At 67.7% G+C, this 25,856-nt stretch carries 25 protein-coding genes; 11 read left to right on the top strand and 14 right to left on the bottom strand.

From position 1 onward, the window contains the following. Nucleotides 1–5: 5 nt before the first annotated feature. Nucleotides 6–947 (bottom strand): helix-turn-helix transcriptional regulator, encoded by a 942-nt coding sequence (locus tag VXM69_RS12370; protein WP_367188685.1) that lies wholly within the window; start codon nt 945–947, stop codon nt 6–8. Between the two features lie 218 nt (nt 948–1,165). Here VXM69_RS12370 and VXM69_RS12375 point away from each other — a divergent pair, with 218 nt between their 5' ends. From VXM69_RS12375 to VXM69_RS12395, 5 genes are all read left to right on the top strand, one after another. After that, nucleotides 1,166–2,818 carry a (2,3-dihydroxybenzoyl)adenylate synthase gene (locus tag VXM69_RS12375; RefSeq protein ID WP_069705455.1) on the top strand — a complete coding sequence of 551 codons (1,653 nt, stop codon included), beginning with the start codon at nt 1,166–1,168 and terminating at the stop codon, nt 2,816–2,818. Beyond that, on the top strand, nt 2,815–3,588 hold the full coding sequence (locus VXM69_RS12380; RefSeq protein WP_034186170.1) for an alpha/beta fold hydrolase: 774 nt from the start codon (nt 2,815–2,817) through the stop codon (nt 3,586–3,588). The genes VXM69_RS12375 and VXM69_RS12380 overlap by 4 nt, the downstream gene beginning before the upstream one ends. After that, complete coding sequence (locus VXM69_RS12385; protein WP_367188686.1) at nt 3,585–3,890, top strand: isochorismate lyase; 306 nt, start codon at nt 3,585–3,587, stop codon at nt 3,888–3,890. Before VXM69_RS12380 ends, VXM69_RS12385 begins: the two co-directional genes overlap by 4 nt. Then, nucleotides 3,887–5,311: an isochorismate synthase gene (locus tag VXM69_RS12390; protein WP_124607639.1), complete on the top strand. Its 1,425-nt coding sequence runs from the start codon at nt 3,887–3,889 to the stop codon at nt 5,309–5,311. Before VXM69_RS12385 ends, VXM69_RS12390 begins: the two co-directional genes overlap by 4 nt. 378 nt (nt 5,312–5,689) lie before the next feature. After that, nucleotides 5,690–7,516 (top strand): hybrid sensor histidine kinase/response regulator, encoded by a 1,827-nt coding sequence (locus VXM69_RS12395; protein WP_124669646.1) that lies wholly within the window; start codon nt 5,690–5,692, stop codon nt 7,514–7,516. Here the strand turns inward: VXM69_RS12395 and flhC are convergent. Both flhC and VXM69_RS12405 read right to left on the bottom strand, forming a co-directional pair. Beyond that, nucleotides 7,513–8,145 (bottom strand): flagellar transcriptional regulator FlhC, encoded by a 633-nt coding sequence (gene flhC, locus VXM69_RS12400; RefSeq protein ID WP_367188687.1) that lies wholly within the window; start codon nt 8,143–8,145, stop codon nt 7,513–7,515. The genes VXM69_RS12395 and flhC overlap by 4 nt on opposite strands. Next, nucleotides 8,142–8,531: a flagellar transcriptional regulator FlhD gene (locus VXM69_RS12405; protein WP_083286533.1), complete on the bottom strand. Its 390-nt coding sequence runs from the start codon at nt 8,529–8,531 to the stop codon at nt 8,142–8,144. Before VXM69_RS12405 ends, flhC begins: the two co-directional genes overlap by 4 nt. Nucleotides 8,532–8,727: 196 nt before the next feature. Here VXM69_RS12405 and VXM69_RS12410 point away from each other — a divergent pair, with 196 nt between their 5' ends. After that, entirely contained in the window at nt 8,728–9,552 is an 825-nt protein-coding gene (locus VXM69_RS12410) for a response regulator transcription factor (protein WP_226252690.1), read from the top strand. A gap of 14 nt (nt 9,553–9,566) precedes the next feature. On the opposite strand, the gene VXM69_RS12415 is transcribed toward VXM69_RS12410, so the two are convergent. The 3 genes from VXM69_RS12415 to VXM69_RS12425 all read right to left on the bottom strand — a co-directional run bounded on the left by VXM69_RS12415 (nt 9,567) and on the right by VXM69_RS12425 (nt 14,051). Beyond that, the gene (locus VXM69_RS12415; RefSeq protein WP_082744645.1) at nt 9,567–10,880 is read right to left on the bottom strand and encodes a nitrous oxide reductase family maturation protein NosD; all 1,314 of its coding nucleotides are present in this window, start codon (nt 10,878–10,880) and stop codon (nt 9,567–9,569) included. Nucleotides 10,881–11,559: 679 nt separating this feature from the next. After that, entirely contained in the window at nt 11,560–12,867 is a 1,308-nt protein-coding gene (locus tag VXM69_RS12420; protein ID WP_059556871.1) for a dicarboxylate/amino acid:cation symporter, read from the bottom strand. A 299-nt stretch (nt 12,868–13,166) separates the two neighbouring features. Then, nucleotides 13,167–14,051 carry a LysR family transcriptional regulator gene (locus VXM69_RS12425; protein ID WP_367188688.1) on the bottom strand — a complete coding sequence of 295 codons (885 nt, stop codon included), beginning with the start codon at nt 14,049–14,051 and terminating at the stop codon, nt 13,167–13,169. A 79-nt stretch (nt 14,052–14,130) separates the two neighbouring features. On the opposite strand from VXM69_RS12425, the gene VXM69_RS12430 reads away from it, so the two are divergent. Continuing rightward, nucleotides 14,131–15,432, top strand: a complete 1,302-nt coding sequence (locus VXM69_RS12430) for an aspartate aminotransferase family protein (protein ID WP_367188689.1) — start codon at nt 14,131–14,133, stop codon at nt 15,430–15,432. A 72-nt stretch (nt 15,433–15,504) separates the two neighbouring features. Here the strand turns inward: VXM69_RS12430 and VXM69_RS12435 are convergent, their stop codons facing one another. Beyond that, nucleotides 15,505–16,254, bottom strand: a complete 750-nt coding sequence (locus VXM69_RS12435; protein ID WP_034186161.1) for an SDR family oxidoreductase — start codon at nt 16,252–16,254, stop codon at nt 15,505–15,507. 101 nt (nt 16,255–16,355) lie between these two features. Between VXM69_RS12435 and VXM69_RS12440 the strand changes: the two genes are divergently transcribed. The 3 genes from VXM69_RS12440 (at nt 16,356) to VXM69_RS12450 (ending at nt 18,644) form a co-directional block, all read left to right on the top strand. Continuing rightward, entirely contained in the window at nt 16,356–17,273 is a 918-nt protein-coding gene (locus tag VXM69_RS12440; protein WP_059556873.1) for an AraC family transcriptional regulator, read from the top strand. A gap of 73 nt (nt 17,274–17,346) precedes the next feature. Further along, nucleotides 17,347–18,192, top strand: coding sequence for an AraC family transcriptional regulator (locus VXM69_RS12445; RefSeq protein WP_059556874.1), 846 nt, complete (start codon nt 17,347–17,349; stop codon nt 18,190–18,192). A gap of 44 nt (nt 18,193–18,236) precedes the next feature. Continuing rightward, nucleotides 18,237–18,644 carry a DUF2000 domain-containing protein gene (locus VXM69_RS12450; protein WP_034186158.1) on the top strand — a complete coding sequence of 136 codons (408 nt, stop codon included), beginning with the start codon at nt 18,237–18,239 and terminating at the stop codon, nt 18,642–18,644. A gap of 35 nt (nt 18,645–18,679) precedes the next feature. Here VXM69_RS12450 and VXM69_RS12455 read toward each other — a convergent pair whose 3' ends face one another. The 4 genes from VXM69_RS12455 to VXM69_RS12470 all read right to left on the bottom strand — a co-directional run bounded on the left by VXM69_RS12455 (nt 18,680) and on the right by VXM69_RS12470 (nt 22,032). Beyond that, nucleotides 18,680–19,030, bottom strand: coding sequence for a VOC family protein (locus VXM69_RS12455; protein ID WP_034186157.1), 351 nt, complete (start codon nt 19,028–19,030; stop codon nt 18,680–18,682). Between the two features lie 65 nt (nt 19,031–19,095). Next, nucleotides 19,096–20,019, bottom strand: a complete 924-nt coding sequence (locus VXM69_RS12460; protein ID WP_034186156.1) for a DMT family transporter — start codon at nt 20,017–20,019, stop codon at nt 19,096–19,098. 13 nt (nt 20,020–20,032) lie between these two features. Next, complete coding sequence (locus tag VXM69_RS12465) at nt 20,033–21,022, bottom strand: 2OG-Fe(II) oxygenase (protein ID WP_034186220.1); 990 nt, start codon at nt 21,020–21,022, stop codon at nt 20,033–20,035. Between the two features lie 29 nt (nt 21,023–21,051). Continuing rightward, nucleotides 21,052–22,032 (bottom strand): hypothetical protein, encoded by a 981-nt coding sequence (locus VXM69_RS12470; protein ID WP_069245987.1) that lies wholly within the window; start codon nt 22,030–22,032, stop codon nt 21,052–21,054. A 133-nt stretch (nt 22,033–22,165) separates the two neighbouring features. Between VXM69_RS12470 and VXM69_RS12475 the strand changes: the two genes are divergently transcribed. Next, nucleotides 22,166–23,017: a LysR substrate-binding domain-containing protein gene (locus VXM69_RS12475; RefSeq protein WP_034186154.1), complete on the top strand. Its 852-nt coding sequence runs from the start codon at nt 22,166–22,168 to the stop codon at nt 23,015–23,017. Nucleotides 23,018–23,106: 89 nt separating this feature from the next. On the opposite strand, the gene VXM69_RS12480 is transcribed toward VXM69_RS12475, so the two are convergent. Genes VXM69_RS12480 through VXM69_RS12490 form a run of 3 tightly spaced genes read right to left on the bottom strand, consistent with a single transcriptional unit; the run spans nt 23,107 to nt 25,849 of the window. Next, nucleotides 23,107–23,808, bottom strand: a complete 702-nt coding sequence (locus tag VXM69_RS12480; RefSeq protein WP_006484776.1) for an ABC transporter ATP-binding protein — start codon at nt 23,806–23,808, stop codon at nt 23,107–23,109. Beyond that, on the bottom strand, nt 23,808–24,581 hold the full coding sequence (livG, locus tag VXM69_RS12485; RefSeq protein WP_034186153.1) for a high-affinity branched-chain amino acid ABC transporter ATP-binding protein LivG: 774 nt from the start codon (nt 24,579–24,581) through the stop codon (nt 23,808–23,810). Before livG ends, VXM69_RS12480 begins: the two co-directional genes overlap by 1 nt. Then, on the bottom strand, nt 24,578–25,849 hold the full coding sequence (locus tag VXM69_RS12490) for a high-affinity branched-chain amino acid ABC transporter permease LivM (protein ID WP_049035043.1): 1,272 nt from the start codon (nt 25,847–25,849) through the stop codon (nt 24,578–24,580). Before VXM69_RS12490 ends, livG begins: the two co-directional genes overlap by 4 nt. Nucleotides 25,850–25,856: the final 7 nt, after the last annotated feature.

The raw sequence follows: 25,856 nt of genomic DNA on the forward strand, positions 1-25,856 counted from the left end.
TTGTTTTAGATTGCCGCGCTCGTCAGTTCGTCGTCGTCGATCGCGTTCGACGACGCGCGAATATCGCTCGGCGAAATGCCGTAGCGCTTGCGGAACGCGATCGAAAAATGCGCGGGACTGTAGCCGACGCGATACGCGACGGTCGACACGTTCGCGTCCTCCGCGCACAGCATCGCGTGCGCGGTCCGCAGCCGGTATTCCTGCAGGTACGCATACACGCTCGTGCCGAACACCTTGCGGAATCCGGCCGTCAGCTTGCGCGAATTCATCCCGACGCGGCCCGCGAGCGCGTCGAGCGTCGGCGGATGCTGGAGCTCGCGCGTCAGGATGTCGCTCGCCGCATACACGCGCTCGACATCCGACGACGTGACGCGCACGTCGGCCGGCGCGAACTGCCGCTGCGTCGCGAGCAGCTGCGCGCTCAGCGCGGTCAGCTCGAACGCCTTCGCCTTCAGGTAGTACTCGCGCACCGCGCCCTCGAACGGGCAGGTGGCGATCTGCACCGCGAGCGCCTGCAGCGCCTTCGACGCCGGGCAACTGACGATGCGCGGATCGCCGCCCGTCGGCGCGAGCATCTTTTCCGGCAGCAGGCTCAGGTTGCGGTCGAGCGCGTCGAGGCCGAGCTGCACGATCGTGTAGCGCAGCGGCACGTCGCGATCGTAGATCTGGTGCGTCGTGAACTCGCCGTCGTTGGCGATCACGCACAGGCCCGGCCCCTTGATGCACTGCTCGGGCTGGCCGGGCACGCGGCAGCGCAACTGTCCGCTCTGCACGAGGACGAGCTTCAGCCCTTTTTCGAGCGGCTCCTCGTACCAGTCGCGGCTGTCCGAGCACAGCGTGCCGCTCATGAGTTTCATGCCCGCATCGACGTGCACCACGCCCGGATGGTTGCCGGGCACGAGCACCGGCGGGTGACGTCGTGACGAAGCGAAGGAGGTCGAGCTCATCGGAGGGTCCGTTGGTTAGGCGGCACGCGCGGACCGGCGCGCGCCGGCGGCAACCGGCCGATTGTCCGGCCGGACCGCGCGGGCGCCGCGCAACGGACGCCCGATCGAATGAAATTGCCGCGATATCAAAAGAAACGACGCTATCGCGGCGCGTGTTCCAAATGATAATACCTCTCATTTACATTTTTTGACAACTTGCCGGAACCCAAGGTCTGCGCATGCAATCCTCCCTTCCCTCCCTGGCGCCGGCCGTGCCGGCCGACGCGCCCGACTGGCCCGACGACGTCGCGCGCCGCTACCGCGACGCCGGCTACTGGCAGGACACGACGTTCTTCGACGCGCTCGATGCGTGTGCGCGGCGCCATCCCGACGCGCTCGCCGTCGTTGACGGCGCCTGCCGGCTCGGTTATCGCGACCTGCTGGCGCGCATCCGGCGACTCGCGGGCGGCCTCGCTCGGCTCGGCCTGACGCGCGGCGACGCGGTCGTCGTCCATTTGCCGAACGGCGCGCGCTTCATCGAGACGTGCTTCGCGCTGTTCCAGCTCGGCGTGCGGCCGGTGCTCGCGCTGCCCGCGCACCGCCACTACGAGATCGGCGCGTTCTGCCGCTTTGCCGGCGCGCGCGCCTATCTCGGTGCGTCGCAACTCGGCGATTTCGACTGCCGCCCGCTCGCGGCCGCGTTGCAGGCCGACTGCCCGACGCTCGCGCACGTGGTGATGGCCGGCGACGATCACGCGTTCACGTCGTTCGACGCGCTGTATGACGCGCCGCCCGTACTCGAATGCGCGGCGCGCGCCGACGACATCGCCTGCTTCCAGCTGTCGGGCGGCACGACCGGCACGCCGAAACTGATTCCGCGCCGCCATCGCGAATACCTGTACAACGTGCGCGCATGCAGCGCCGCAAGCGGCTTCGGTGCCGACACCGTGTATCTCGCCGCGCTGCCGATGGCGCACAACTTCACGCTGTGCTGCCCCGGCACGATCGGTGCGCTGCTCGCGGGCGGCCGCGTGGTCACGACCGGCCGGCCCGAGCCCGAACAGAGTTTCGCGCTGATCGCGCGGGAACGCGTCACGCATACCGCGCTCGTGCCGCCGCTCGCGCTGCTGTGGCTCGACGAGCAACCGCAACGGCAGGCCGACCTGTCGAGTCTGCGCGTGCTGCAGGTCGGCGGCGCGCGGCTGATGGACCACGCGGCCGCGCGCGTGACGCCCGTGCTCGGCTGCCGGCTGCAGCAGGTGTTCGGGATGGCCGAAGGGCTCATCTGCTGCACGCGGCTCGACGATTCGCCCGAACGCATCGCGCGTACGCAGGGGCGCCCCGTATCGGATGCCGATGAAGTGCGCATCGTCGACGAAGCCGGCGAACCGGTCGCGCCCGGCGAGATCGGCGAGCTTGAGGTACGCGGCCCGTACACGATACGCGGTTATTACCGGCTCGCCGACCACGACGCAACGGCGTTCACGGCCGACGGCTTCTACCGCAGCGGCGATCGCGTGCGGCGCACCGCGGACGGCGACCTCGTCGTCGAGGGCCGCGACAAGGACCAGATCAACCGCGGCGGCGAGAAAGTGTCGGCCGAGGAAGTCGAGAACCTGCTGCTCGCGCATCCGCAGGTGCACGACGCGGCAGTCGTCGCAATGCCCGACACGCTGCTCGGCGAGCGTACGTGCGCGTTCGTCGTCGCGCGCGCGCCTGCACCGTCCAGGCTGGTGCTGAAACGCTACCTGCGCGATTGCGGACTCGCGGCCTTCAAGATTCCCGACCGTATCGAGTTCATGCCGCGTTTCCCGGAAACCGGCATCGGCAAGACCAGCAAGAAATCGCTGCGCGAGCTGCTGCGCCGCCAGTTGCAGGCGGCCGCCGCATGATCGCGCGCCCGACCGGTTCGAACTGGATCCGCGAGCTGCGGCTGTCGCCGTGCGCACGGGCGCAACTCGTGTGCTTCCCGCACGCGGGCGGCACCGCGAATTTCTTTCGCAACTGGAGCCGTGCGCTGCCGTGGGACGTCGATCTGCTCGCGCTGCAGTATCCGGGCCGCGAGGAGCGCTTCGGCGAACCGTGCCTGCAGTCGATCGAGGCACTCGCCGGCCCCGCGACCGATGCCCTGCAACGCTATGCGCACGCGCCGCTCGTGCTGTTCGGGCACAGCCTCGGCGCGGCGCTCGCGTACGAGGTCGCGTTACGGCTCGAAGCACGCGGCGCCGCGCCGCTTTACGTGGCCGTCTCCGCGCTGCCGCCGCCGCATCGCCAGCGCCTGTCGAATCTGCACCTGCAATCCGACGACGCGCTCGCAGGCGATGTCGCCCGGCTGTCCGGCGAACACGCCGCGCTGCTCGCCGATCCGGAAATGCGTGCGATCTACCTGCCGATGATCCGCGACGACTATCGCGCGATCGAGACGTACCGGCGCGACCGGCCGCCACGCATCGATGCGCCGCTCGGCGTGATGCATCCGCTCGCCGATACCGAACTCGACCGCGACGAAGCGCATGCGTGGCAGGACGTCGCGGCGCGCCCGATCCGCATCGAGACGTTCGACGGCGACCACTTCTACCTGCGGCACCAATACCCGGCGGTGATCGCGCATCTGGTCGAACGGATCGACCAGTCCCTTCGTTACGGAAAGGAGTACACATGAAAGCACCGGACGCCTGCAGGGGGCTTCCCGACATTCGCGACGCCATCGATCGCCTGGACGCCGACATCATCGACGCGCTCGGCCGGCGCATGCAATACGTGAAGGCCGCGTCGCGCTTCAAGCCCGACGAAGCGAGCATCGCCGCGCCGGAACGGGTGGCCGCGATGCTGCCCGACCGGCGCCGCTGGGCCGAACAGGCCGGCCTCGACGCCGACTACGTCGAGTCGCTGTTCGCCGGGCTGATCGCGTGGTACATCGCCCAGCAAACGCAGTACTGGCGGCAACAGCGGGGGCTCGCATGAACGCCGGCCTTCCGCTGCTGCACGACACGTTCGCGCGTGCCGCCCGACGCGCCGCCGCCACCGGCGAGCCGACGCTCGCCTCGGTGTCGGTGCCGCTGCGGCCGCTCGACTTCTTCGACCTGATCGCGGCCTGGGACGACGGCGTCACGCCGTGGTTCTTTCACGAAGCCGGCGACGCGTCCGTCACGCTGTTCGGCTGGGACCGCGCGCTCGAGCTGAACGCCACGGGCGATACGCGCTTCGCGCAGATCGACGCGCGCTGGCGCACGCTGGTTCGCGGCGCGGTGACGGCCGGCCCGCAGCCGCCGCGCGTCGTCGGCGGCTTCCGGTTCGATTCGCATGGGGCGCGCAGCGTGCACTGGGCGTCGTTTCCCGACGCGAGCATGACGGTGGCCACGCTGCTGATCGTGCGTGAAGGCGAAGCGCACTGGGCGGTCTGCCAGCACGTCGTCGCCGCGCACGACGATCCGGCCGCGCTCGCGCATGCGTGTCTTGCACGAATCGAGTCGCTCGGCGCACTCGCCGCCGCCCACGACGACGATGCATCCCACCTGCTGCACACGCAGGCACTACAGGCAAGCGAATGGCAGCGCGAAGTCCGGCGCGCGGTGGACGCGATACGCGGCGGCGCGTTCGGCAAGGTCGTGCTCGCCCGCGACGTGCTCGACCAGTACGCGCGGCCCGTCGCGATCGCGCCGCTGCTGCGCAGGCTCCGCCAACGCGACGCGCATGCCCACCTGTTCGCCATCCGTCGCGCAAATGCATGCTTCGTCGGCGCCACGCCGGAACGGCTCGCGCGGGTCGCGGCCGGCGACGTGCGCACGCATGCGCTCGCCGGGACGATCCGGCGCGGCGCCACGCCCGACGACGACCGCGCGCTCGGCGCCGCGCTGCTGGGCTCCGCGAAGGAACGGCTCGAACACGCGCTCGTCGTCGACGCGATCCGCGCCGCGCTGACGCCGCTGTCGCGCATGCTCGACGTGCCCGAGCGCCCGTCGCTGCACCGGCTGCCGAAACTGCAGCACCTGAGCACGCCGATCCGCGCCACGCTGCATGCGGACGCAACGCTGCTCCAGGTCGTCGCGGCGCTGCACCCGACGCCCGCCGTCGCCGGCCATCCGCGCGCGCCGGCACTCGACCATATCCGCGCACATGAAGGCTTCGATCGCGGCTGGTACGCGGCACCGATCGGCTGGATCGATGCGCACGGCAACGGCGACTTCATCGTCGCGCTGCGTTCGGCGCTGATCGAAGGCGGCGCGTGCCGGCTGTTCGCGGGCTGCGGCATCGTCGCCGACTCCGATCCTGTCAACGAGTATCAGGAAACCGAACTGAAGCTGTCCGGCATGCAGGCGGCGATCCGCGTGCGCGATGCGGCGGATGCCCACGGCCGCGCGCGCATGTCGTCGACGGTCGATTGAAGCTTGCCGTGGCCGCCGCTCGCTTCACGGCATCGGCGGCCCATTCCCACGCCGCATGCGTTCGGCAGGCGGCGCCGTCCGTGGCAACGACGATTTCTCCGTGAAAATGTCGGGTGCTCCAGCCATGCCGGCGCGGCCGCTGCGCGGCCGCATGTAACCGATTGCGCACTGCCGAGGCACAATCCAATGCAACCCCGTTCGAATCCAAACCGGCGATTCTCAATTACATCTGTAGTCCTGAGTAACTTTTCAGATTACGTCAAAAAATACCGCGTATTTCGACACCGCAACGACTATGCTGATGTAACGGGAATACGCGTCTGTGCCGGGCGCGCCGATACGCCCCGCTGCCGTGCGCAGCGATCTTGGTGGACGCATATGCAGTCGCGAGACCGGATTGCCTCGGAACAGGTCAGGATCGTCTACGACGTCGTGATGCCCTACGCCGTCGGCAGCACGCTGCTTGCCCTCTTCGCGACCCTTTCGATCGGCTGGCTCGGCCGTCCTGCCCCCGCATCGGGCCTTGCGTGGCCGCTCTACATCGCCGTGTGCTCGACCGGCCAGATCGTGCTGTCGCGTCTGTATCGGCGATCGCCGTCGTCCGCGAGCCGCTGGCAGTGCTGGGCGCTGGGGCTCTCCGCCTTCAGCACGGCCACCGGCATGGGCTGGGGATGGGCGTCGATTCATCTCGCGGCGCACGCGGATTTCGAAATCGCGAGCCTCGTGGTCATCGCGACGACCGGCGTCGTGGCCGGTGCCATCCCGGTGCTCGGCACGTACTTTCCGGCGTTCATCGCCTTTCTGTTGCCGGCCACCCTCCCGTATATCGGCGCCGCGCTCCTGTCGACGAACGCGCTCCAGCGCACGACCGCGCCGATGATGCTGCTGATCGCCTGCGTGATCGGCTATCTCGGGCTGCTGGCGAACCGTGCGGCCACGCGGAACATCCGCCTGCGCTTCAAGGCCGAACGGTACGCAGTCGATCTGCAGGCGCAGAACGCACGGATCGAACGACTCGCCGTCGACCTCGACTGCCAGCGACACATCGCCGACCAGGCCAATCTCGCCAAATCGCAATTCCTCGCGGCGGCCAGCCACGACCTGCGCCAGTCCGCGCATGCGCTGAATCTGCTGATCGGCGCGCTGCACGGCATCCCGATGCCGCCGGACGGGCGCCAGCTCGTCGAGCGCATCGAGCGCTCGTCCGACGCGCTCAGCCGGCTCTTCGGCGCGCTGCTCGATCTTTCGCGGCTCGACGCCGGCAGCGTCGACGTGCAGCGCCGGCCGTTTGCCGTCGACGCGGTGCTCGAATACGTGTGCAACGACTGCCTGCTCGACGCGCAAGCGAAAGGCGTCGCGCTGTCGCGCGTGCCGTGCCGCGCGGTGGTGCAATCGGATCCGCTGCTGGTCGAACGCATCGTGCGCAATCTCGTCTCCAACGCGGTGCGCTACACCGCGCGCGGAAGAATCGTCGTCGGCTGCCGGCGCCGCGGCACCCGCCTCGCGATCCAGGTCTGGGACACGGGCTGCGGGATTCCCGATCACCTGCAGAAGCTCGTGTTCCACGAGTACTACCAGGTCGGCAATGCCGAACGCGATCACGAGAAAGGCTTCGGGCTCGGGCTCGCGATCGTGCGGCGGCTGGCCGCCCTGCTCGATGGCCGGCTGGCCGTGCACTCGACGCCCGGCCGCGGTTCGTGCTTCGAAGTCGCGATCGCGCTTGCCGCCTGCCCGCCCGATCCGCTCGACCTGCCGATCGCCGGTCACGACGACGTGCCCGGCACGACAGGGCGCGTCGTCGTGATCGACGGCAATCGCGCGACCCGCACCGGGTTGTCCGCACTGCTGGCGACGTGGGGCTACGAGACGATCGCGGTACGCTCGGGCAAGGAGGCGCTCGACCGGCTGTCGGCCGGCGCGCGGCAACCCGACCTGCTGATCTGCGATTACCTGCCGCCGCGCGGTGAAAACGGCATCGCGGTCATCGAGCGGCTGCGCCGGGCGCTCGACGCCGCCGTGCCCGCCTTGCTGATCAGCGGCGATACGACCGACGAACAACGGGCCGCGGCGCATGCGCGCGGGCTGGTTCTGCTGCACCGTCCGCTGCCGAACGGCAAACTGCGCACGGCGGTCGGTCATCTCGTCGCCGCCGGTGCGCGGCGGCGCTCGATGGCCGACGCGGACGCCCGCGGCGTCGCGATCTAGCGGCACCGCGCGTGTCCGCCGGCGCTTGCCGGGTCAAGCCGGATCCGCGCGTTCGTGCCGCACGCGCTTCCGGCGGACGGCTCCGGCTTCACGTGGCCGGCGCGCTTGCCGGCCCGTGCCGGCGGCCGGCAGGCGACACAGACGCGATTGGGGCGCAGGTCGTGACGATGGATCACGAATACGGCATGGCACCGGACGCAGCGCGCCGTCGACAGCACGCCGCCGTCGACGAAGCGCACCAGCATCCACGCGCGCGTCAGGTCGAGCAGCGGATCGCAGTGCGCGACACGACATCGCCCCGCATACAGCCCGTACGCCTTCACCAGCGCGTCGAGTCGCGAACACCGCGCGTCGATCCGCAGGAAGCGGTAGATGTTGTGGAACAGCGACGCATGGATGTTGGCCATCCAGGTCATGTACCAGTCGCTGGAAAACGGCAGCAGGCCCTTTGGCGGCGCCACGCCGCGCACCTCGCGATACAGGCGGACCAAGCGCTCGTGCGGCAGCGCCAGCTCGATCTCGAGCATCTGCGGGCGCGCACCGAGCCGGATCAGCGTGACGGCATCGAGCACGAGCCGCGCGTGATCGGCAAGACTCGCCGCATGCGCGGCATCGGCGGCGCCGTTCACGGCATATCCTGGTCGAACGCCCCCATACTGGAGAACGCCAGCGCGACGTGCAGCGGCGCGACTTCGTCCGACGGCGCGTGCCGCGCGAGCGCGTCGACCGTATCGCGTCGGTTCAGTCGCAGCACGCAGATCAATTGGCCCGACGATGCCAGGTTCAGCATCGATCGCATCGACAGGCTTTCCAGTGCCTCCGCCATATCCGGCGTCGCGCCGAGACGAAACATGCCGGTCGCACGATCCGTCCGCAGCAACCGCTGCGCCAGCCACAGATAAGACATGTTCAGGTCGCGAATTAAATCCTCTTCATTGATAGTTTCCATATTGCACCTTGATTGATATCGAATCAGGCCGATGGAGACGTCCGTCAAATCCGTGCAAAGGAACATGTCTGGTTTTACGGTGTGAATCGCCCGCCTCGGCGTCAATTGCCTGATTTTCAGAAGGCAATCAATTGAAATAATCAGCGCACCCCGTATTGGCACGTTCGGTTCTTTTTATCGTATAGTCTGCACCCGGGTTCGATCGCACCCCGAAAACTCTCGGCTTCCGCAGCTTGCCCGAGCCCTTGCCATCGCGATCTTCGTGACGCTCGTTGTGCGTCCCAGCGCACCGAAAACCGCGACGATTCAGTGTCAAACACGCTTGACCGGATGTAAATCCGACGTTAGCCCATGGAAAAACGGCGTCGCATACGACCAAAGTATTAAGACTTTTCGAAAACCCCGGATTCCCTATGAGCGAAAGAGATCTGCCTCCGACTTTATTTTTATTTTCATGAAAATACTCATTGTCGATGATCATCCGGTTCTGCGAGACGGCGTGGCGACGTTGTTGCGCCAGGACAATGGCGGGATGATCGACATTCAGGCGGGCAACGCCGACGACGCGTTGCGGCTGCTCGAGCTGCACACCGACCTCGACGTCATCGTCCTGGATCTGAAAATGAGCGGCATGGACGGTTTCGCCGCGATTGACGGGATCACGCAGCTGCGGCCCGAGTTGCCGATCGTCGTGCTGTCTTCGTCCGAGGACCCGCAGGACGTACGCGCGGCATTCACGCGCGGCGCGCTCGGCTACGTCCCCAAGTCCGCCACCGCGCACACGCTGCTGTCGGCCATCAAGATGGTGATGAACGGCGAGCGGTACGTGCCGCCGCTGCTGCTCGACATGCAATCGGCGCATCGCGACCCGCCGTCCGCGCACGAACCCGACAGCCCGCGCCTGACGTTGCGCCAGCTCGACGTGCTGCGCCTGATCGCGGAAGGCGTGCCGAACAAGCTCATCGCCGACCGGCTCGGCCTGTCCGAGAAAACCGTGAAAGCCCATATCACCGCCATCTTCAAGGCATTGCACGTGCGCAATCGCACCCAGGCCGCGGCCGCGGGCCAGCGCCTGGGGCTCCTCTGATCGTCGTCGCGACGTCATCGTGCGGCGCCGGCCGCCGGCGCCGCACTGCCCGACGACTGCATCAGGCCGGTGCGCACCTGCGGCATCGCCGTCGTCGCCGCGCCCGCGGCCGCGATCGTGCCCGACGACGATGCGCCGACCGGCGGCACCAGTGCGACGCCATCCAGCGTATTGCCGCTGGCGACGATCCGGCTGGCCGTGCATCCGCTCGACAGCAACGACACCGCGCTACCCGCGATCGCTGCGAACGTGTTGCCCGCGACCTCGAAGTCGCATACGTTGCCCAGCGCCCGGAATCCCGCATAGCCCGATCCCGTCACGCGATTGCGCGTGACCGTCACGGTCGACACCGTGCCCGACCACGTGTCCAGTTCGAGCGCCGCCTGCTGCGTCGGCTGCAACCCGTTGTTCACGGTCGAATTCTGGACGTTGGTCACCACGTTGCCGTCGATCACGACGTTCGACACGCCGTAGGTCTTCCAGCTATCCTCCTGCGCCAGCAGGATGCCCGCCGCCTTCTGCACGCCGTCGACCGTGTTGTTCGAGATCGTCACGGCCTGTCCGCCGACCACCGCAATACCGCGCCCCCACGCGTTTCCCGACACGGTGTTGCGATCGATCAGCACGTTGCTGCTGACGCGGCCGTCTCCCAGATAGCTGACGACGGCGATCAGGTCGTCGCCGGTCCCCTTCACCGTATTGTTCTGCACGAGCACGTTGGTCGAGCCGTAGGTCGTATGGATGCCGTCGGCCAGCGTGGCGCTCACCGTATTGCCGACGATCGCGACGTTGCTGCCGCCGAACACGAAGATCCCGGCGCTGGCGCCGCCCTGGATCGTCACGCCGAGCACCTGGACACCCGTGCCCGTCACCTCGACCTTGGTCGACGCCGGCGTCGTGAGCCGCGTGGTGCCGGTACCGACCAGCGTCACGCCCACCAGCGTCGAGCCGGCGCCGCTCATCACGATCGTCTGGTCGGACGGGTTGGTCGCGACGAGCGTCGCGCCGTAGCCCGACACCACGACGCCCGACGTCGCCACCGACAACGAGCGGCTGACCGTGTAGCGTCCCGGCGCGAGGATCAGCGTCTGCCCGGCCTGCAACGCGTTGAGCGCGGCCTGCAACGCATCGGTCTGGTCGCTGCCGTCGCTTGCCGCCCGGACCGTCACGGCCGCCGGCACGGCCCGTACCGCCGGACGCGCCCGCGCGGCATGGCGCGGCGCCGTGTACTCCGTGAGCGTCGCGGCGCAAACCTGAACCGGAAAGCTGGCAACGGCGCACGCCCATGCGACAACCGCGGCGCCGACGATACGAAATGACGTGGTCATGATGACCCCCTCGATAGGCATTCGCCCGACGCGGCGCACGATGCGACGGCATCCGGTCGCACGGCATCGACGGTCGGCCGGCGCACCGGCACGACGTGTGTCGACCCTCTGGGCGTAACGATTTGGTCCGGATCCGGTCCGGAAACAGTCGGGCAACGCCCGTGTCAGGCGATTGCCCCTCGTCTGCCGATACAGGCGGGCCGCTCCCCCAAGAGCGGTCGACGTCGACGGTGCCGGCAGCGTGCGACCGTCGGGCGACATGCCGAAGCGCTTGCGCGAGCGACGCGGGCCGGTCGGCTTCGTGTTCCGTCCCGTACGATCATGTCGCTCGATTGGAAGTCTATTTCGCCGTCGGCGCGCGTAAATCCGACAGAAGCCCCGCGACCGTCGTAGGACGGGTCCCGAGCCTGTATCGCCACGGAGAACAAGACGGCGTACGACTCGTCAGGCCGGCACGCGTGCGTGGTGCGGCATCGAGCGGAACGTCGGGAGAGAGGGGACGGGCCGCAACCGGGATCGAAATCCCGATCGGGCAGGTGCGGGCATCAGACGCTGGGGATGTGCCTGATATTCAGGACTACGTTTGAATTCAGACTTTCCGATCCCGCACGGGACCGGACACGGACGACGTGCGCAGACGCATGATTCGGCGTCTGCGCGCGGAAGATGACACGGCCGCTCAGGCGCCGGCGGTCTGCTTGTTCGACGCGGCCAGCTCCGCGTCCATGAGCGCGGCGTGCGCCTGCGCATCGCTCTCCGACAGCAGTTCGCCCTCCCACTTGGCCACCACCGCACTGGCGATCGAGTTGCCGACCGCATTGGTGGCCGAGCGCCCCATGTCGAGAAACGTGTCGACACCGAGGATCAGCAGCAGGCCGGCTTCCGGGATGTTGAACTGGTGCAGCGTCGCCGCGATCACGACGAGCGATGCGCGCGGCACGCCCGCCATGCCCTTCGAGGTCAGCATCAGCACGAGCAGCATCGACACCTGCGTGCCGAGCGACAGGTGAATGCCGTAGGCTTGCGCGATGAACAGCGACGCGAACGTACAGTACATCATCGAGCCGTCGAGATTGAACGAGTAGCCCAGCGGCATCACGAAGCTCGAGATCTTGCGCTTCACGCCGAAACGGTCGAGCGCGTCGAGGATCTTCGGATAAGCGGCCTCCGAGCTCGCGGTCGCGAACGACAGCATGAACGCTTCCTTGATCAGCACCAGCAGCTTGAATACGCGCGGGCCGATGAACAGCAGCCCGGCCAGCACCAGCAAGGTCCAGAGCAACGTCAGGCTCAGGTAGAAGTCGGCCATGAACACGGCGAACTTGTACAGGATCGACAGGCCGTTGACCGCGACCGTCGCCGCCATCGCGGCCATCACCGCGAGCGGCGCAAGCTTCATCACGTAGCCGGTGATCTTCAGCATCATGTGCGACGTCTGTTCGATCACGGCCACGAGCGCCGCGGCCCGTTCGCCGAGCGAAGCCAGCGCCACCCCGCAGAACATCGAGAACACGACGATCTGCAGGATCTCATTGTTGGCCATCGATTCCGCGAAGGATTTCGGCACCATGTGCCCGATGAAATCCTTCAGCGTGAACTTCGCCGTCGCGAGATTCGCCGTCGCGCCGATATCGGGCAGCGGCAGGCCGAGGTTCTCGCCGGGCCGCAGGAGGTTCGACATCAGCAAGCCGAGCAGCAGCGACAGCAGCGACGCCGTCACGAACCAGCCCAGCGCCTTCGTGAACACGCGTCCGACCGACGCCGCATCGCCCATGTGCGCGATGCCGACCACCAGTGTCGAAAACACCAGCGGGCCGATCACCATCTTGATCAGGCGCAGGAACACGTCGGACACCAGCGAGATATAACCGGCGATCTCGGTCGCGGCCTTCTTGTCCGGAAAATTGGTGTAAATCATGTAGCCGATGATGATCCCCATCACCATGGCGGCCAGGATCCAGACGGCCGCGCCTCCCCTTCTCTTCATGATAAGGATTCCTTTTCATCAGGAACGAGTGAACCTCGTCGAAATTGATTGGCCGACCCGCCGCGATCCAGCGCCACGGGGGCGCTTCGATCCGTCTCCGCCGAATCGGGCCGGTCGCACCGGCGCCTTACAGATCGCTTCCGTACCTGCGTGGAAGGCACCGCCTGCTTCGCCGGATACCCGATCCTCCCGTTTCATATTCCGGCGCACAAGGCGCGCTGACATTCATTGACAATCCATCCGCAGACGGACCGAATCGATCCGGAAATCCATTCTCGAAAACCCGCGGACATCGCGCGTCACAACAGCGGCAACGCATTCCGGATGTGCTCGGCAAACGCTGCCGTCAGATGCGACGGCCGTTTCCGGTCGAACTTCAGCGTAATGCCGACAGCCGGCAGCGGCGGCAGCCGCAGGCCGCCGACGACGATCGCGAGGTCGGCCGGCACGGCCGTCTGCGTCATCACCGCAAACGCCTGCCCCGAGCGCACCAGCGCGATCAACCCCGCGAGGCTGCTGCTCGCATACGCGACGCGGTAATCGCGGCCGACGCGATCCAGCGCGTCGCACGCCGCGATGTGATCGAGCGTGTCGCGATCGGACAGCGCGAGCGGCAGCGGATCGAAATGCTCGGGCTCCAGCCCCGGATAACCGATCCACACGAGTTGCTCGCGGCGAATGATGTCGGCGTGCGCGCCGTCGTCCGGCAGCGAAATCATCGCGAGATCGACCGCGCGTTTCTCCAGCTGTTCGAGCAACCGCGGCGTCGGCCCGCACACGACCTCGACGATCGCCTGCGGATGCTGGCTCGAAAACTGCCGCAGCAGCGACGGCAGCCAGACCGCCGCGTAATCGTCCGGGCACCCGAACCGGATCGACCCCGACAACCCCGTGCCGCACAGGTCGGCCATCGCCTCGTCGTGCAGCCGCAGGATGCGCTGCGCGTGCACGAGCAGCCGCTCGCCCGGATGCGTCAGCACCACGCCGCGGCCGGTGCGCTGGAACAGCGGCTGGTCGACGACTTCCTCGAGCCGCTTCATCTGCTGGCTGAGCGCGGACTGGGTCCGGCCGACGCGCGCCGCCGCGCGGCTGAGCGCGCGCACCTCGGCGATCACGACGAACGACCGCAGCAGGTCGATTTCAAGCGAAAGTCCCAAGGTATTAGCTCCTTTTCTACCTTGCATAAGAACTATTCGTTTCCATCAAACCAGACGCGCGCCTAGACTGCAAGCGATCCCAGCCCTTTTTGCGCGGAGACGCCCGATGTCCCTGAACGACGACGCAACCTTCTGGCGCAACGCCAGGCAGCACCTGGTCCGCTACGGCGGCACGTTCGAGCCGATGATCATCGAGCGCGCGAAAGGCAGCTTCGTCTACGACGCCGACGGCCGCGCGATCCTCGATTTCACGTCGGGCCAGATGAGCGCGGTGCTCGGCCACTGCAATCCGGAGATCGTGTCGGTGATCAGCGACTACGCGGGCAAGCTCGACCACCTGTTCAGCGGCATGCTGTCGCGGCCGGTCGTCGATCTCGCGACGCGCCTCGCCGACGTCACGCCGCCCGGGCTCGACCGCGCGCTGCTGCTCAGCACCGGCGCGGAATCGAACGAAGCGGCGATCCGGATGGCGAAGCTCGTCACCGGCAAGTACGAGATCGTCGGCTTCGCGCAGTCTTGGCACGGGATGACGGGCGCGGCCGCGTCGGCCACGTACAGCGCGGGCCGCAAGGGTGTCGGCCCGGCGTCGGTCGGGTCGTTCGCGATTCCGGCGCCGTTCGCGTACCGGCCGCGCTTCGAGCGCAACGGCGCGTACGACCCGCTCGCCGAACTCGACTACGCATTCGACCTGATCGACCGCCAGTCGAGCGGCAACCTCGCCGCGTTCATCGCGGAGCCGATCCTCAGCTCGGGCGGGATCATCGAGCTGCCGGAAGGCTATATGGCGGCGCTCAAGCGCAAGTGCGAGCAGCGCGGGATGCTGCTGATCCTCGACGAGGCGCAGACGGGCGTCGGCCGCACCGGCACGATGTTCGCGTGCCAGCGCGACGGCGTGACGCCCGACATCCTGACGCTGTCGAAGACGCTCGGCGCGGGCCTGCCGCTCGCGGCGATCGTCACGTCCGCGGCCATCGAGGAGCGTGCGCACGCACTCGGCTACCTGTTCTACACGACGCACGTATCCGACCCGCTGCCGGCGGCCGTCGGCCTGCGCGTGCTCGACGTGGTGCAGCGCGACGGGCTCGTCGCGCGCGCCAACACGATGGGCGACCGGCTCCGGCGCGGGCTGCTCGACCTGATGGAGCGGTTCGACTGCATCGGCGACGTGCGCGGGCGCGGGCTGCTGCTCGGCGTCGAGATCGTCAAGGATCGCCGCACGAAGGAGCCGGCGGACGGGCTCGGCGCGAAAATCACGCGCGAGTGCATGAACCTCGGGCTCAGCATGAACATCGTGCAGTTGCCCGGCATGGGCGGCGTGTTCCGGATCGCGCCGCCGCTGACCGTCAGCGAGGCGGAGATCGACCTCGGCCTGTCGCTGCTGGAGCAGGCGATCACGCGCGCGCTGTAACGCGCGTCCCCGCCTCTCGCGAACCGTCGTGCCGGGTTGCCCGACCGGCACGACGGACGCCCGCCCGATCGATCAGCCTGCTTCCGCCGCCCACGCGTGCGCATCGGCACCGGCCGGCATGTGCAGCGGGCTCGACGGATCGGTCGCCGCACGCCATACGGCTTCGGCGACATCCTGCGCATGGGTGATCGGCCCCGTCGCATCGAGCATCCGCGCGACGGCCTTCCCGACGAATTCCGCATACGCCTCGTGCTCGAAACCGTGCATGTTCGCGCGTGCGTTGTCGCCGAAACGCGTGTCGGGCGCACGGCCCGGCAGCACGAGATGCGTGCGCACGCCGAACGGCGCAAGTTCGACCGCCATCGATTCGGTGAACGCATTGACCGCCGCCTTGCTCGCGCGGTAAGCGCTGACCAGCGGCAGCGCCTTCAGCGTGACGCTCGACGTGACGTTCACGACCACGCCGGCGCCGCGCTGGCGAAACTGCGGCAGCACGGCCTGCGTGAGCGCGATCGTGCCGATCGTGTTGGTCTCGAACAGCGCGCGCACCGTGTCGAGCGGCGTCAGTTCGGCCGGTGCGGCCGCGCCGAAGCCGGCGTTGTTGACGAGTACGTCGATCGGGCCGGCCGCGTCGATCGCGGCGCGGATGCTGTCCGCGTTCGTCACGTCGAGCGGCAGCACGCGCAGGTTAGCCGACGGCGGCAGCACGTCCTCGCGCGGCGTGCGCATCGTCGCGACGACCCGCCAGTCGCGGGCCAGGAAATGGCGCGCGATCTCGAGGCCGAAGCCGGAGGAACAGCCGGTGATCAATACGGTCTTCATGCAAACTCCTGTGACGGGTGGGGCAGGTGTTCGTACGATAGATGGCTGGATCCGTATTCGCTACAATCTAAAATCCGCTTTTCATTTGCGAGAGTCCGGCGATGATCGACCCGCTGACCGAAGTCGTGACGCTGCTGCAACCGGGCGCGCGGCACTCGAAGTACGTGCGCGGCGCGAGCCCGTGGGCGATCAGCCGCACGGTCGCCGGCGAGCCGTTCTACTGCGCGATCCTCGACGGCGGGTGCCGGATCGCGATCGACGGGCATGCGCCGATCGAGCTGCTGCCCGGCGATTTCATGCTGATTCCGGCCGCGCACGGCGTCGCGATGTCCAGCCTCGAACCGCCGGCGCCGGGCGTCGAGACCGCATCGCCCGTCGCGCTCGAGCACGGCGAATACCGGATCGGCGATCCGGCCAACCCGGTCGACACGCGGATGATGGCGGGCAACTGCAGCTTCGGTTCGCCCGATGCCTCGCTGCTAGTGTCGCTGCTGCCCCGCTTCGTGCACGTGCGCGGCGAACCGCGGCTGACCACGCTCGTGCAACTGGTGCGGGACGAATCGCGCGCGCAGCGGCCTGCCCGCGAGATCGTGCTCGCGCGCCTGCTCGAAGTGCTGCTGATCGAGGCGCTGCGCTTCACGTCCGGCACGAACGCGTCGCCGGGCCTCGTGCGCGGCCTTGCCGACAACCGCCTGGCCGCGGCACTCCGCCAGATGCACGAACGCCCCGCGCACCCGTGGACGATCGTCGAACTCGCGAAGGAAGCCGCGCTGTCGCGCTCGACGTTCTTCGAACGCTTCAGCCGCGCGGTCGGCGTCGCGCCGATGGAATACCTGCTGACGTGGCGCATGGCGCTCGCGAAGGACCTGCTCCGCCGCAACGAGGGCCGCATCGCGGAGGTCGCGGGGCGCGTCGGCTACAGCTCGGCCAGCACGTTCAGCGTCGCCTTCACGCGGCACGTCGGCCGGCCGCCCGCGCAATATGCGCGTGAAGCACAGGCGGCGGCGAACGACGCATGAGCCGCGCCCGCCGCCGCCATCCCGCGACCTGCGTACACTATCCGTCACGCAACGACCACGCGCGAGGCATCCGATGACGACAACCGCCACGACCGACCATTGGCTCGTCGCACGGCGCGATGCGGAAACCGGCATCGAAAGCCTGCACGCGCATTTCAACGGCCACGCGTACGACGCGCACGATCACGACGACATGCTGGTCGGCTTCACCGAACAGGGCGTGCAGCGCTTCCAGTGCCACCGGTCGCTGCATACCAGCGTGCCGGGCCGCGCGATCCTGATCGAGCCGGGCGCGATGCACGACGGCCACGCGCCCGAGGCCGGCGGCTTCACCTACGGCATGCTGTACCTGCCGCAAGCGTGGGTCGAGCGCGCCGCGCGCCGGTTGGACCTGCCGGGCCTCGGCGGCGTCGAAGCCACGTTCGGCCATACGCTCGTCGACGACCGCAGCCTCGTCGACGCGATCCGCAACGCATTCTTCGCGATCCACGACAACGAAGGCCGGCTCGCCCGCGACCAGACGCTCGACCGCCTGCTGACGCGGCTCGGCGGCGAACTGCGCGGCCCGCCCGCGCTGGAAAGCGGCGTCGTGCCGCCCGCGATCGCCCGCGTGCGCGACCTGCTGCATGCACACATGGATGGCAATATCGGCCTCGATGAACTGGCGGGCGTCGCCGGCATCGACCGGTTCCGGCTGACGCGGATGTTCCAGCGCGCCTTCGGCACGTCGCCGCACGCCTACCTCGTCCGCCTGCGGCTGCGCGCCGCGCGCCGGCTGCTGGCGGCCGGCCGCACGCCCGCGCAGGCGGCCGCGGACGTCGGGTTTGCCGACCAGAGCCATCTGGGCCGCTGGTTCCGCCGCGCGTACCGGATCACGCCGGCCGCGTACCGGCAACTCTGCACAAACGTTCCAGACTGATCGCGCGCGGCATCCGATCATGGACGCTCCAACCAGGAGCAAGCATGTTCGATACGAAAGTAGCGCTGATCGTGCGCGACGATCTCGCCGCATGGCAAAAACTCAACGTGGTCGCGTTTCTCGCGACGGGGGTCGCGGCCGGCGCGCCCGACGCGCTCGGCGAACCTTACGAGGATGCGGCCGGCCGCCGCTACGGCCGGATGCTCGGCCAGCCGATGCTGGTATTCGCGGCCGACCTGAACGGGTTGCAGGCCGCGCACCGGCAGGCGCTATCGCGCGAACTGACGATCGTGCCCTACGTGCGCGCGATGTTTTCGACCGGCCACGACGCAGCCAACCGCGCGGCGTTTCGCGCCGAGGATGCGGCCAATCCCGATCTGGTCGGTCTGGCGCTGCACGGGCCGAAGAAGGCCGTGGACAAGGCGGTGAAGGGGCTGGCGTTGCATGCCTGAACGTCGCCGCGCGGAAGCTTGCCCGACGCGTCGGGTCAGCGATGCGCGAGCACGTTGACGAGCTTGCCGAACGGATCGCGCACGTAGAAGCGCCGCACGCCCCACGGCTCGTCGGCCGGCCCGTATTCGACGGGAATGCCGGCCGCGCGAACCCGTTCGAGCGCTTCGTCGACGTCGTCGACCTCGATCGACAGATCGGGGGTCGGCGTGCCCGATCCGCCCTGCGACGCGAAGCTGATCTGTACGTCCATCTGCTCGGCATTGCCGTAAGTCGCGATCCAGCCGTGATCCATCAGCAGGTCGAGACCGAAGATCTGCCGGTAGAAACGCGTTGCGTCGTCGACCGACCGTGTGTCGATGTTGGCGACGATCCGTTTGACTTTCATCGGGTTCCTTCGCGAGTCGGGTTGTCTCGCGACGCTACACCGGAATCGCCCGCGCGGCCAGCCCGTCAGCGCCCGGCCGCCTTCATCTCCGCCCGCCGCGCCCGCGGGGGCCGCTCGACGTGCCTGCCGGCCAGCCACACACCGATCGCGACGACGACGATGCCGAGATAGGTCGTCACCTCGATCCGGTCGCCGAACATCCATGCGGCCCACAACAGCGTCACCGGCGGCTCGAGATAGACGAGGGTCGCCACGCGCGTCGCAGGCATGCGCTTGAGCAGCGCCCACAGCGACAGGTACGCGATGAAGGTCGAGAACACCGTCAGCCACACGACCGACACCCATACGTTCGGCTGTGTCGGCACATGCAGGTTGCCCGTGACGATCCCGCACGCGGCGAACAGCACGAGGCTCACGCACCCTTGCACGAACAGCGGCAGGAACAGCCCGTCCTCGTTGCTGCGCGCGGCCGTCAGCGCGCGCCGCCGCTGATAGATCGTCGCGATCGACAGCCCCAGCGCGGACACCAGCGGCAACAGGTACATGACGATCCCGACCGACCCGGCCGGCAACGCATATTGCCCGCCGATCACGATGCCCACGCCGACGAACCCGACGACGAGCCCGGCCCACTGGCGCGCCCCGCTGCGCTCGCTGCCCTCGAGCGACGTCATCGCGGCCGTGATGAGCGGCTGCAACGCGGCGACGATCGCGGCGATGCCCGGCGGCAGCCCATGCTGAATCGCGATGTACACGCAGGTCAGGTAAAGAAACTGCGACAGGAAGCCGATCACCGCGTGATAGCGGATTTTTTCGAGCGTCAGGCGCCCCAGCCGCCGGTTGAGGACGACCGCCAGGCACAGCGTGACGAGCAGGAACCGCCAGAACAGCAGGTTGAACGCACCGGCCGTCTCCGCGCCGAGCTTCGCGCCGATGAAACCGGAACTCCACGACAACACGAAAACGAGCTGAAGCAGGAATAGCTGCATGGGGCGACGGCTCTCAGAAGGGGGCCGGGGACAGGCGCTGGTCGTCCAGGTCTTCGGGGCGAATCGGTTCGAGCCCCAGGCGGCGGTACTGCAATTCGGCGTCGTCCCGGAGGGCGCGCTGCAGCGCCAGCCAGTTGACGATCGTGCGGGGAATGCCGTCGTCCGACGCGAGATGCCAGAACCCGTTGTCGTCCTCGCGCGTGTACGGGCAATGAAACGACAGCACCAGCGACATGCGGCGTCCGGCCTCGACCGGCTCGACGCCATGGAACAGCTTGCTGCCGTAGATGAGCAGCGCGTCGCCCGCGCGGTCCAGGTTCGCGGTCTTCACATGCCGGCGTTCCTTGTCGTGACGATCGAACGTTTCCGCGGTCGATTCGTAGAACAGAAAGTTGCCGCCCTCGTAATCGGCGCGATCCGACAGCACGACATTCAGCACGAAACTCGTGCCGTCGGTATGCCACATGCCGAGCGGCGCGTTGCCGCCTTCGCGCGAGTCCGTCGGATAGTAGTAATTGAACTGCGACCGCGCATTGACCATCGGATACGGAATCAGCGGGGCGCCGGCAAGACGCGACACCCGCATCAGGAACGCGCGGTCGCGCATCATGTCGTCGATGAAGCGCGACCGGTTCGTCACCGCGCGCACGCGCTTCGAGATGATCCAGTTGCTGCTCGACGCGCTGCGCTCCAGCGCGCGGCCGATCTCGCGCAACGCGCTCACCGCCTCGTCGGAGAACAGCCCGCGCAGATGGCACACCGCGTTCAGCGAATCGGAACGCGTGCCGCGCATCGGCACCTCGCGATAGCCGAGATCGTCGAGGTTGCGGCGGTATCGCACCTCGTAACCGTCGCGCAGGCACGCGCTCGTCCAGCGCATCGGTTCCGTCGCTGCGTCCAGCGTGCCGTCGACGTTCACGCCGGCCGACAGCGACGTCCGCAACGCGAGCCTCACCCGGTCGAACCCGCGCGCAAACACCGGCAATGCATTTCCCTTGTTCATCGCGTGCCTCGCTGTCGGCATTCCGGTATTCAGCCCTTGAACTGCGCGATCTGGTAGACGACGCTGCCGTCCCCGCTGCGCAGCTCCTCGATCACGCGGCAATTGCCGTGGCTCAGGCGCACGTTGCGGAATTGCTCCGGCGTGTACTTCAGGCAGACGTTGGTGATCAGATGCCCGTCGGCGCCCGCCCTCGACACCGGTTGCAGCGTGACCGCGACGTGAAACTGGTCGCCGAGCAGATTGAGCCGCACGATCGACACATGATGCTCGCCGAGCGGCTCGAAGCCCTGCTGCCGGCTGACGATTTCGGAGAACCGCACCATGTTCTCGTTGCGGTAGAAGTTGTAGATCGGCTCTTCGCGCCCCTCCACAAGCAACTGCATCTCCGATACGACGTAGGTCGACTTCCCGCCGAGCGTGCGGATCAGCCGGCCGATCGTCACCGGCAACTCGTTGCCCTCCTGGAACCCGAGCATCGTGATGAACGTCACGTCCTGGCCCAAGTGGATGTGGTTCCACTGCACGTTCCGGTAATCGTCGGCGATGTAGTTGAAACAGCCGGGCGTTTTCAGGAACGGCATGATCGCGTGCCGCATCGCGTCTTCCGACGACTCGTTGATGTCGACGGCCGTGTAGCGCAGATGGTCCGGCCCGCCGCCGCTGACGGCCCTCATCAGCTCGGTCGTCTTGACCGGCTCGGGCCCGAGCTCGATGTAGTGGACATCGCGGCCGCGCGACAACGTGGCCAGCCGCTCGCTCAACGCGCCGATCGCTTCGCGCAACGAACCGTTGCCGTCGCGATCCGCACACAGCGCCGGGCTCCGCACGCCCAGCTCGTTCAGGTTTCGCATCAGCGAGAAGACTTCGCGCCCCGCTGCCCTGCGCCGCGCATCATCGTCCGTGCGCTTCAGCGTCGAATACTTTTCGTGATTCTCGACCGTCCATACCGACTCCGCCTTCAGCTTCCTGTCCCGCACCAATGCATCTACGACAAAATCATTGATCGACATGAATCGTTCCCCGGATGCGTGCAACGCCCGACCGGCTGCCTGCCGTTGTCTGCCTGTTGACCCGAGAATATGGGATGCCCAATAATTCCGTCAATCGACATTACCTGAATCACTGATTCGGAAAAACCAAATCATGCCGCGCACCCTGGACGTCGACCTGCTGCGAACCTTCCACGCCGTCGCGAAGCTCGGCCGCTTCAAGGATGCGGCCGCTCACGTGAACCGCAGCCCGTCGTCGGTCACCGCGCAGATTCAGAAGCTGGAGGAAATGGTCGCGCAGCGCCTGTTCACGCGCAACAACCAGGCCGTCGAACTCACGCAGTTCGGCCACAAGCTGCTGAGCGACACCACCGAGTTCCTGCTGAGCCACGACCGGCTCGTCGAATCGCTGTCGCCGCAGATGTTGACCGGCAAGCTGCGGCTCGGTATCCCGGATTCGTACGCGGCGCACTTCATGGCGGAATTCCTGCCGCGCTTCGCCGCCGACCGGCCGCTGCTCGAACTGACCGTCGAGGCGCGCTCCAGCGAAGAATTGCAGCAGCTGTTCGCGCGCGGCCAGCTCGACATCACGATCGCCGTCGTGTCGAAAGCGCCGCCGCACGCCGAGCTGCTCAGCAAGACCCATCCGGTGTGGGTCGCCGCGCGCACGTTCAAGTTCAATCCCGATGCGCCGCTGCCGATCGCGGTGCAACTGCAGGGCTGCCCGTATCGCGACACCGCGCTGAACGCGCTGAAGAAGGCGAAGATCGCGCACCGGATGCTGCTCGAGAGCGCCAGCTCGCCCGCGGTCGAAGCCTGCATCGCGAACGGCCTCGCGGTCGGGCTGATCGAGCACGATCGCGTGTCGGGCAACCTGACGAGCCATGTCGCCGGGATCGTGCTGCCCGATCTGCCGCCGCATCTGATCACGATCCTGACGGACGACAGCAATCGCGCCGCGCTGCATCTGCGCGACGTACTGAAAAGCACGTTCAGGATCGGGTAGGAAAAGCAAGGCCGGGAACCGGCCCTGCATGCGGAAACGTCGAGAGCCGGACACCGCCGGCCCGTTGCAGGCCGGCGGCTTCCCGTCGCTCAGCCGCCGAGATACGCCTGCTTGATACGGTCGTTCGCGAGCAGGTTCGCGCCCGTGTCCGCCAGCACCACGCGCCCCGTTTCGAGCACGTAGCCGCGATCGGCCACACCGAGCGCCTTGTTCGCGTTCTGCTCGACGAGAAACACCGTGACGCCTTCGTCGCGGATCGTCCGGATGATGTCGAAGATCTGCGCGATCACGAGCGGCGCGAGACCGAGCGTCGGCTCGTCGAGCAGCAGCAGGCGCGGCTTGCTCATCAGCGCGCGGCCGATCGCGAGCATCTGCTGCTCGCCGCCCGACATCGTGCCGGCCCGCTGCGCCGCGCGCTCCTTCAGGCGCGGAAACAGCTTGAACACGTGCTCGATGCCGTCGTCGATCTCGTGGCGGCTCGCGAAGAAGCCGCCCATCTTCAGGTTTTCGAGCACCGTCAGGCTCGGGAACACGCGCCGCCCTTCCGGCGAGATCGCCATCCCCTGCCGCATGATCTGGTGCGTCGACATCGCGGTGATGTCGTTGCCCTCGAACAGCACGCGGCCCGACGAGGCGCGCGGCGTGCCGCACACGGTCATCATCAGCGTCGTCTTGCCGGCGCCGTTGCTGCCGATCAGCGTGACGATCTCGCCCTTGTTCACCTCGATCGACACGCCCGCGAGCGCCTCGACCGCGCCGTAGTGCGTATGGACCTGTTCCAGCTTCAGCATCACTCTTCCCCCAGATACGCCTTGATCACGCGCGGGTCGTTGCGGACCGCTTCCGGCGTGCCGATCACGATCGGCCGGCCGTGCTCCATCACGAGGATGCGGTCGGACACGCCCATCACGAGGCTCATGTCGTGTTCGATCAGCAGCACCGATACGCCGAATTCACGGCGCAGCGTGTCGATCAGGTGCTGCAGCTCGATCTTTTCCTGCGGGTTGAGGCCGGCTGCCGGCTCGTCGAGCATCAAAAGCCGCGGATCGGTGATCATGCAGCGCGCGATCTCCAAACGCCGCTGGTGCCCGTACGACAGCGTGCCGGCCGGGCGGTTGGCGACCGATGTCAGCCCCATCCGGTCGAGCCACACGGCCGCGCGCTCGAGCGCCGCCTTCTCCGCGTGACGATACGCGGGCGTCGCGAACAGCCCGTGCAGCAACCCCGCCTTCACCTTGCGATGCTGCGCGACGAGCAGGTTCTCGACGACGGTCAGCGACTTGAACAGACGGATGTTCTGGAACGTCCGCACGAGGCCCTTCAGCGCGATCTTGTGGCTCGGCAGCCCGGCGATCGGGTGGCCGTCGAGTTCGACCGCGCCGCCGGTCGGCCTGTAGAAGCCGCCGACGCAGTTGAACACCGTGGTCTTGCCCGCGCCGTTCGGCCCGATGATCGCGAACACCTCGTCGCGGCGCACGTCGAAATCGATGCCGTCCACCGCGAGCAATCCGCCGAAGCGCATCTGCAGCCCGGCGACCTTCAACAGTTCCGTATTCACGCTCATCGCGGCAGCTCCACGTGGGGACGGCTCGCGGGCAGCAGGCCCTGCGGACGCCACATCATCATCAACACCATCACGAGACCGAAGATCAGCATCCGGTACTCGGCGAACCCGCGCGCGACCTCCGGCAGCACGGTCAGCAGGATCGCCGCGAGAATCACGCCGAGCTGCGACCCCATCCCGCCGAGCACGACGATCGCGAGGATCAGCGCCGATTCGATGAAGGTGAACGATTCCGGATTCACGAGGCCCTGGCGCGCCGCGAAGAACGCGCCGCCGATCCCCGCGAACGCCGCGCCGAGCGTGAATGCCGACAGCTTGATGCGCGTCGGGTTCAGGCCGAGCGAACGGCACGCGATCTCGTCGTCGCGCAGCGCTTCCCACGCGCGGCCCATCGGCATGCGGATCAGGCGGCTCGTCACGAACAGCGTGAAGCCGACCAGCACCAGCGCGATCAGGTACAGGAAGATCACCATGTGCTCGCCGCTGTATTCCAGCCCGATCAGTTCATGGAAGGTCTTCGCGCCTTCGACGCTCGCCGAGCGCGCCATCTCGAAGCCGAACACCGTCGGCTTCGGAATGCCCGAGATGCCGTCCGGGCCGCCGGTGAGGCTCGTCAGGTTGTTCGCGAGCAGGCGGATGATTTCGCCGAAGCCGAGCGTGACGATCGCGAGATAGTCGCCGCGCAGGCGCAGCACCGGGAAGCCGAGCAGGAAGCCGAACGTCGCCGCGGCGATCGCCGCGATCGGCAGGCACGCCCAGAACGACAGCCCGAAATACTGGTTCAGCATCGCGTACGTATAACCGCCGACCGCGTAGAACCCGACATAGCCGAGATCGAGCAGGCCCGCGAAACCGACCACGATGTTCAGCCCGAGGCCGAGGATCACGTAGATCAGCGCAAGCGTCGCGACGTCCACCGCACCGCGCGAGCCGAAGAACGGCCACACGAGCCCGACCGCGAGCAGCACCCAGATGATCGCGCGCTGCTGCCGCGCGCCCATCGCGGGTGCCGCCGGCAGCTTCACGGCCGCTTTCGCGCGCACGAGCCACGGCTTGAACAACTGGAACAGGAACACGGCCGCGACCGCGATCCACACCGGCCGCCAATGCGGCGTCAGCACGACCTGGTAGCCGTCGAGCTTCAGCTGCAGGCCAAGCACCGGGATCGTGAGGATCGCCGTCAGCAACGCGGCGGCCACGGCATTTTTCAGCGCCTGGCCGAGCGAAGCGTCGGCGGCCGGGCGGCGAACGGAAATGACTTGACTCATCTGCGTC

This window comes from Burkholderia sp. Ed8, from assembly GCF_040761425.1.
GTDB lineage: Bacteria > Pseudomonadota > Gammaproteobacteria > Burkholderiales > Burkholderiaceae > Burkholderia > Burkholderia seminalis.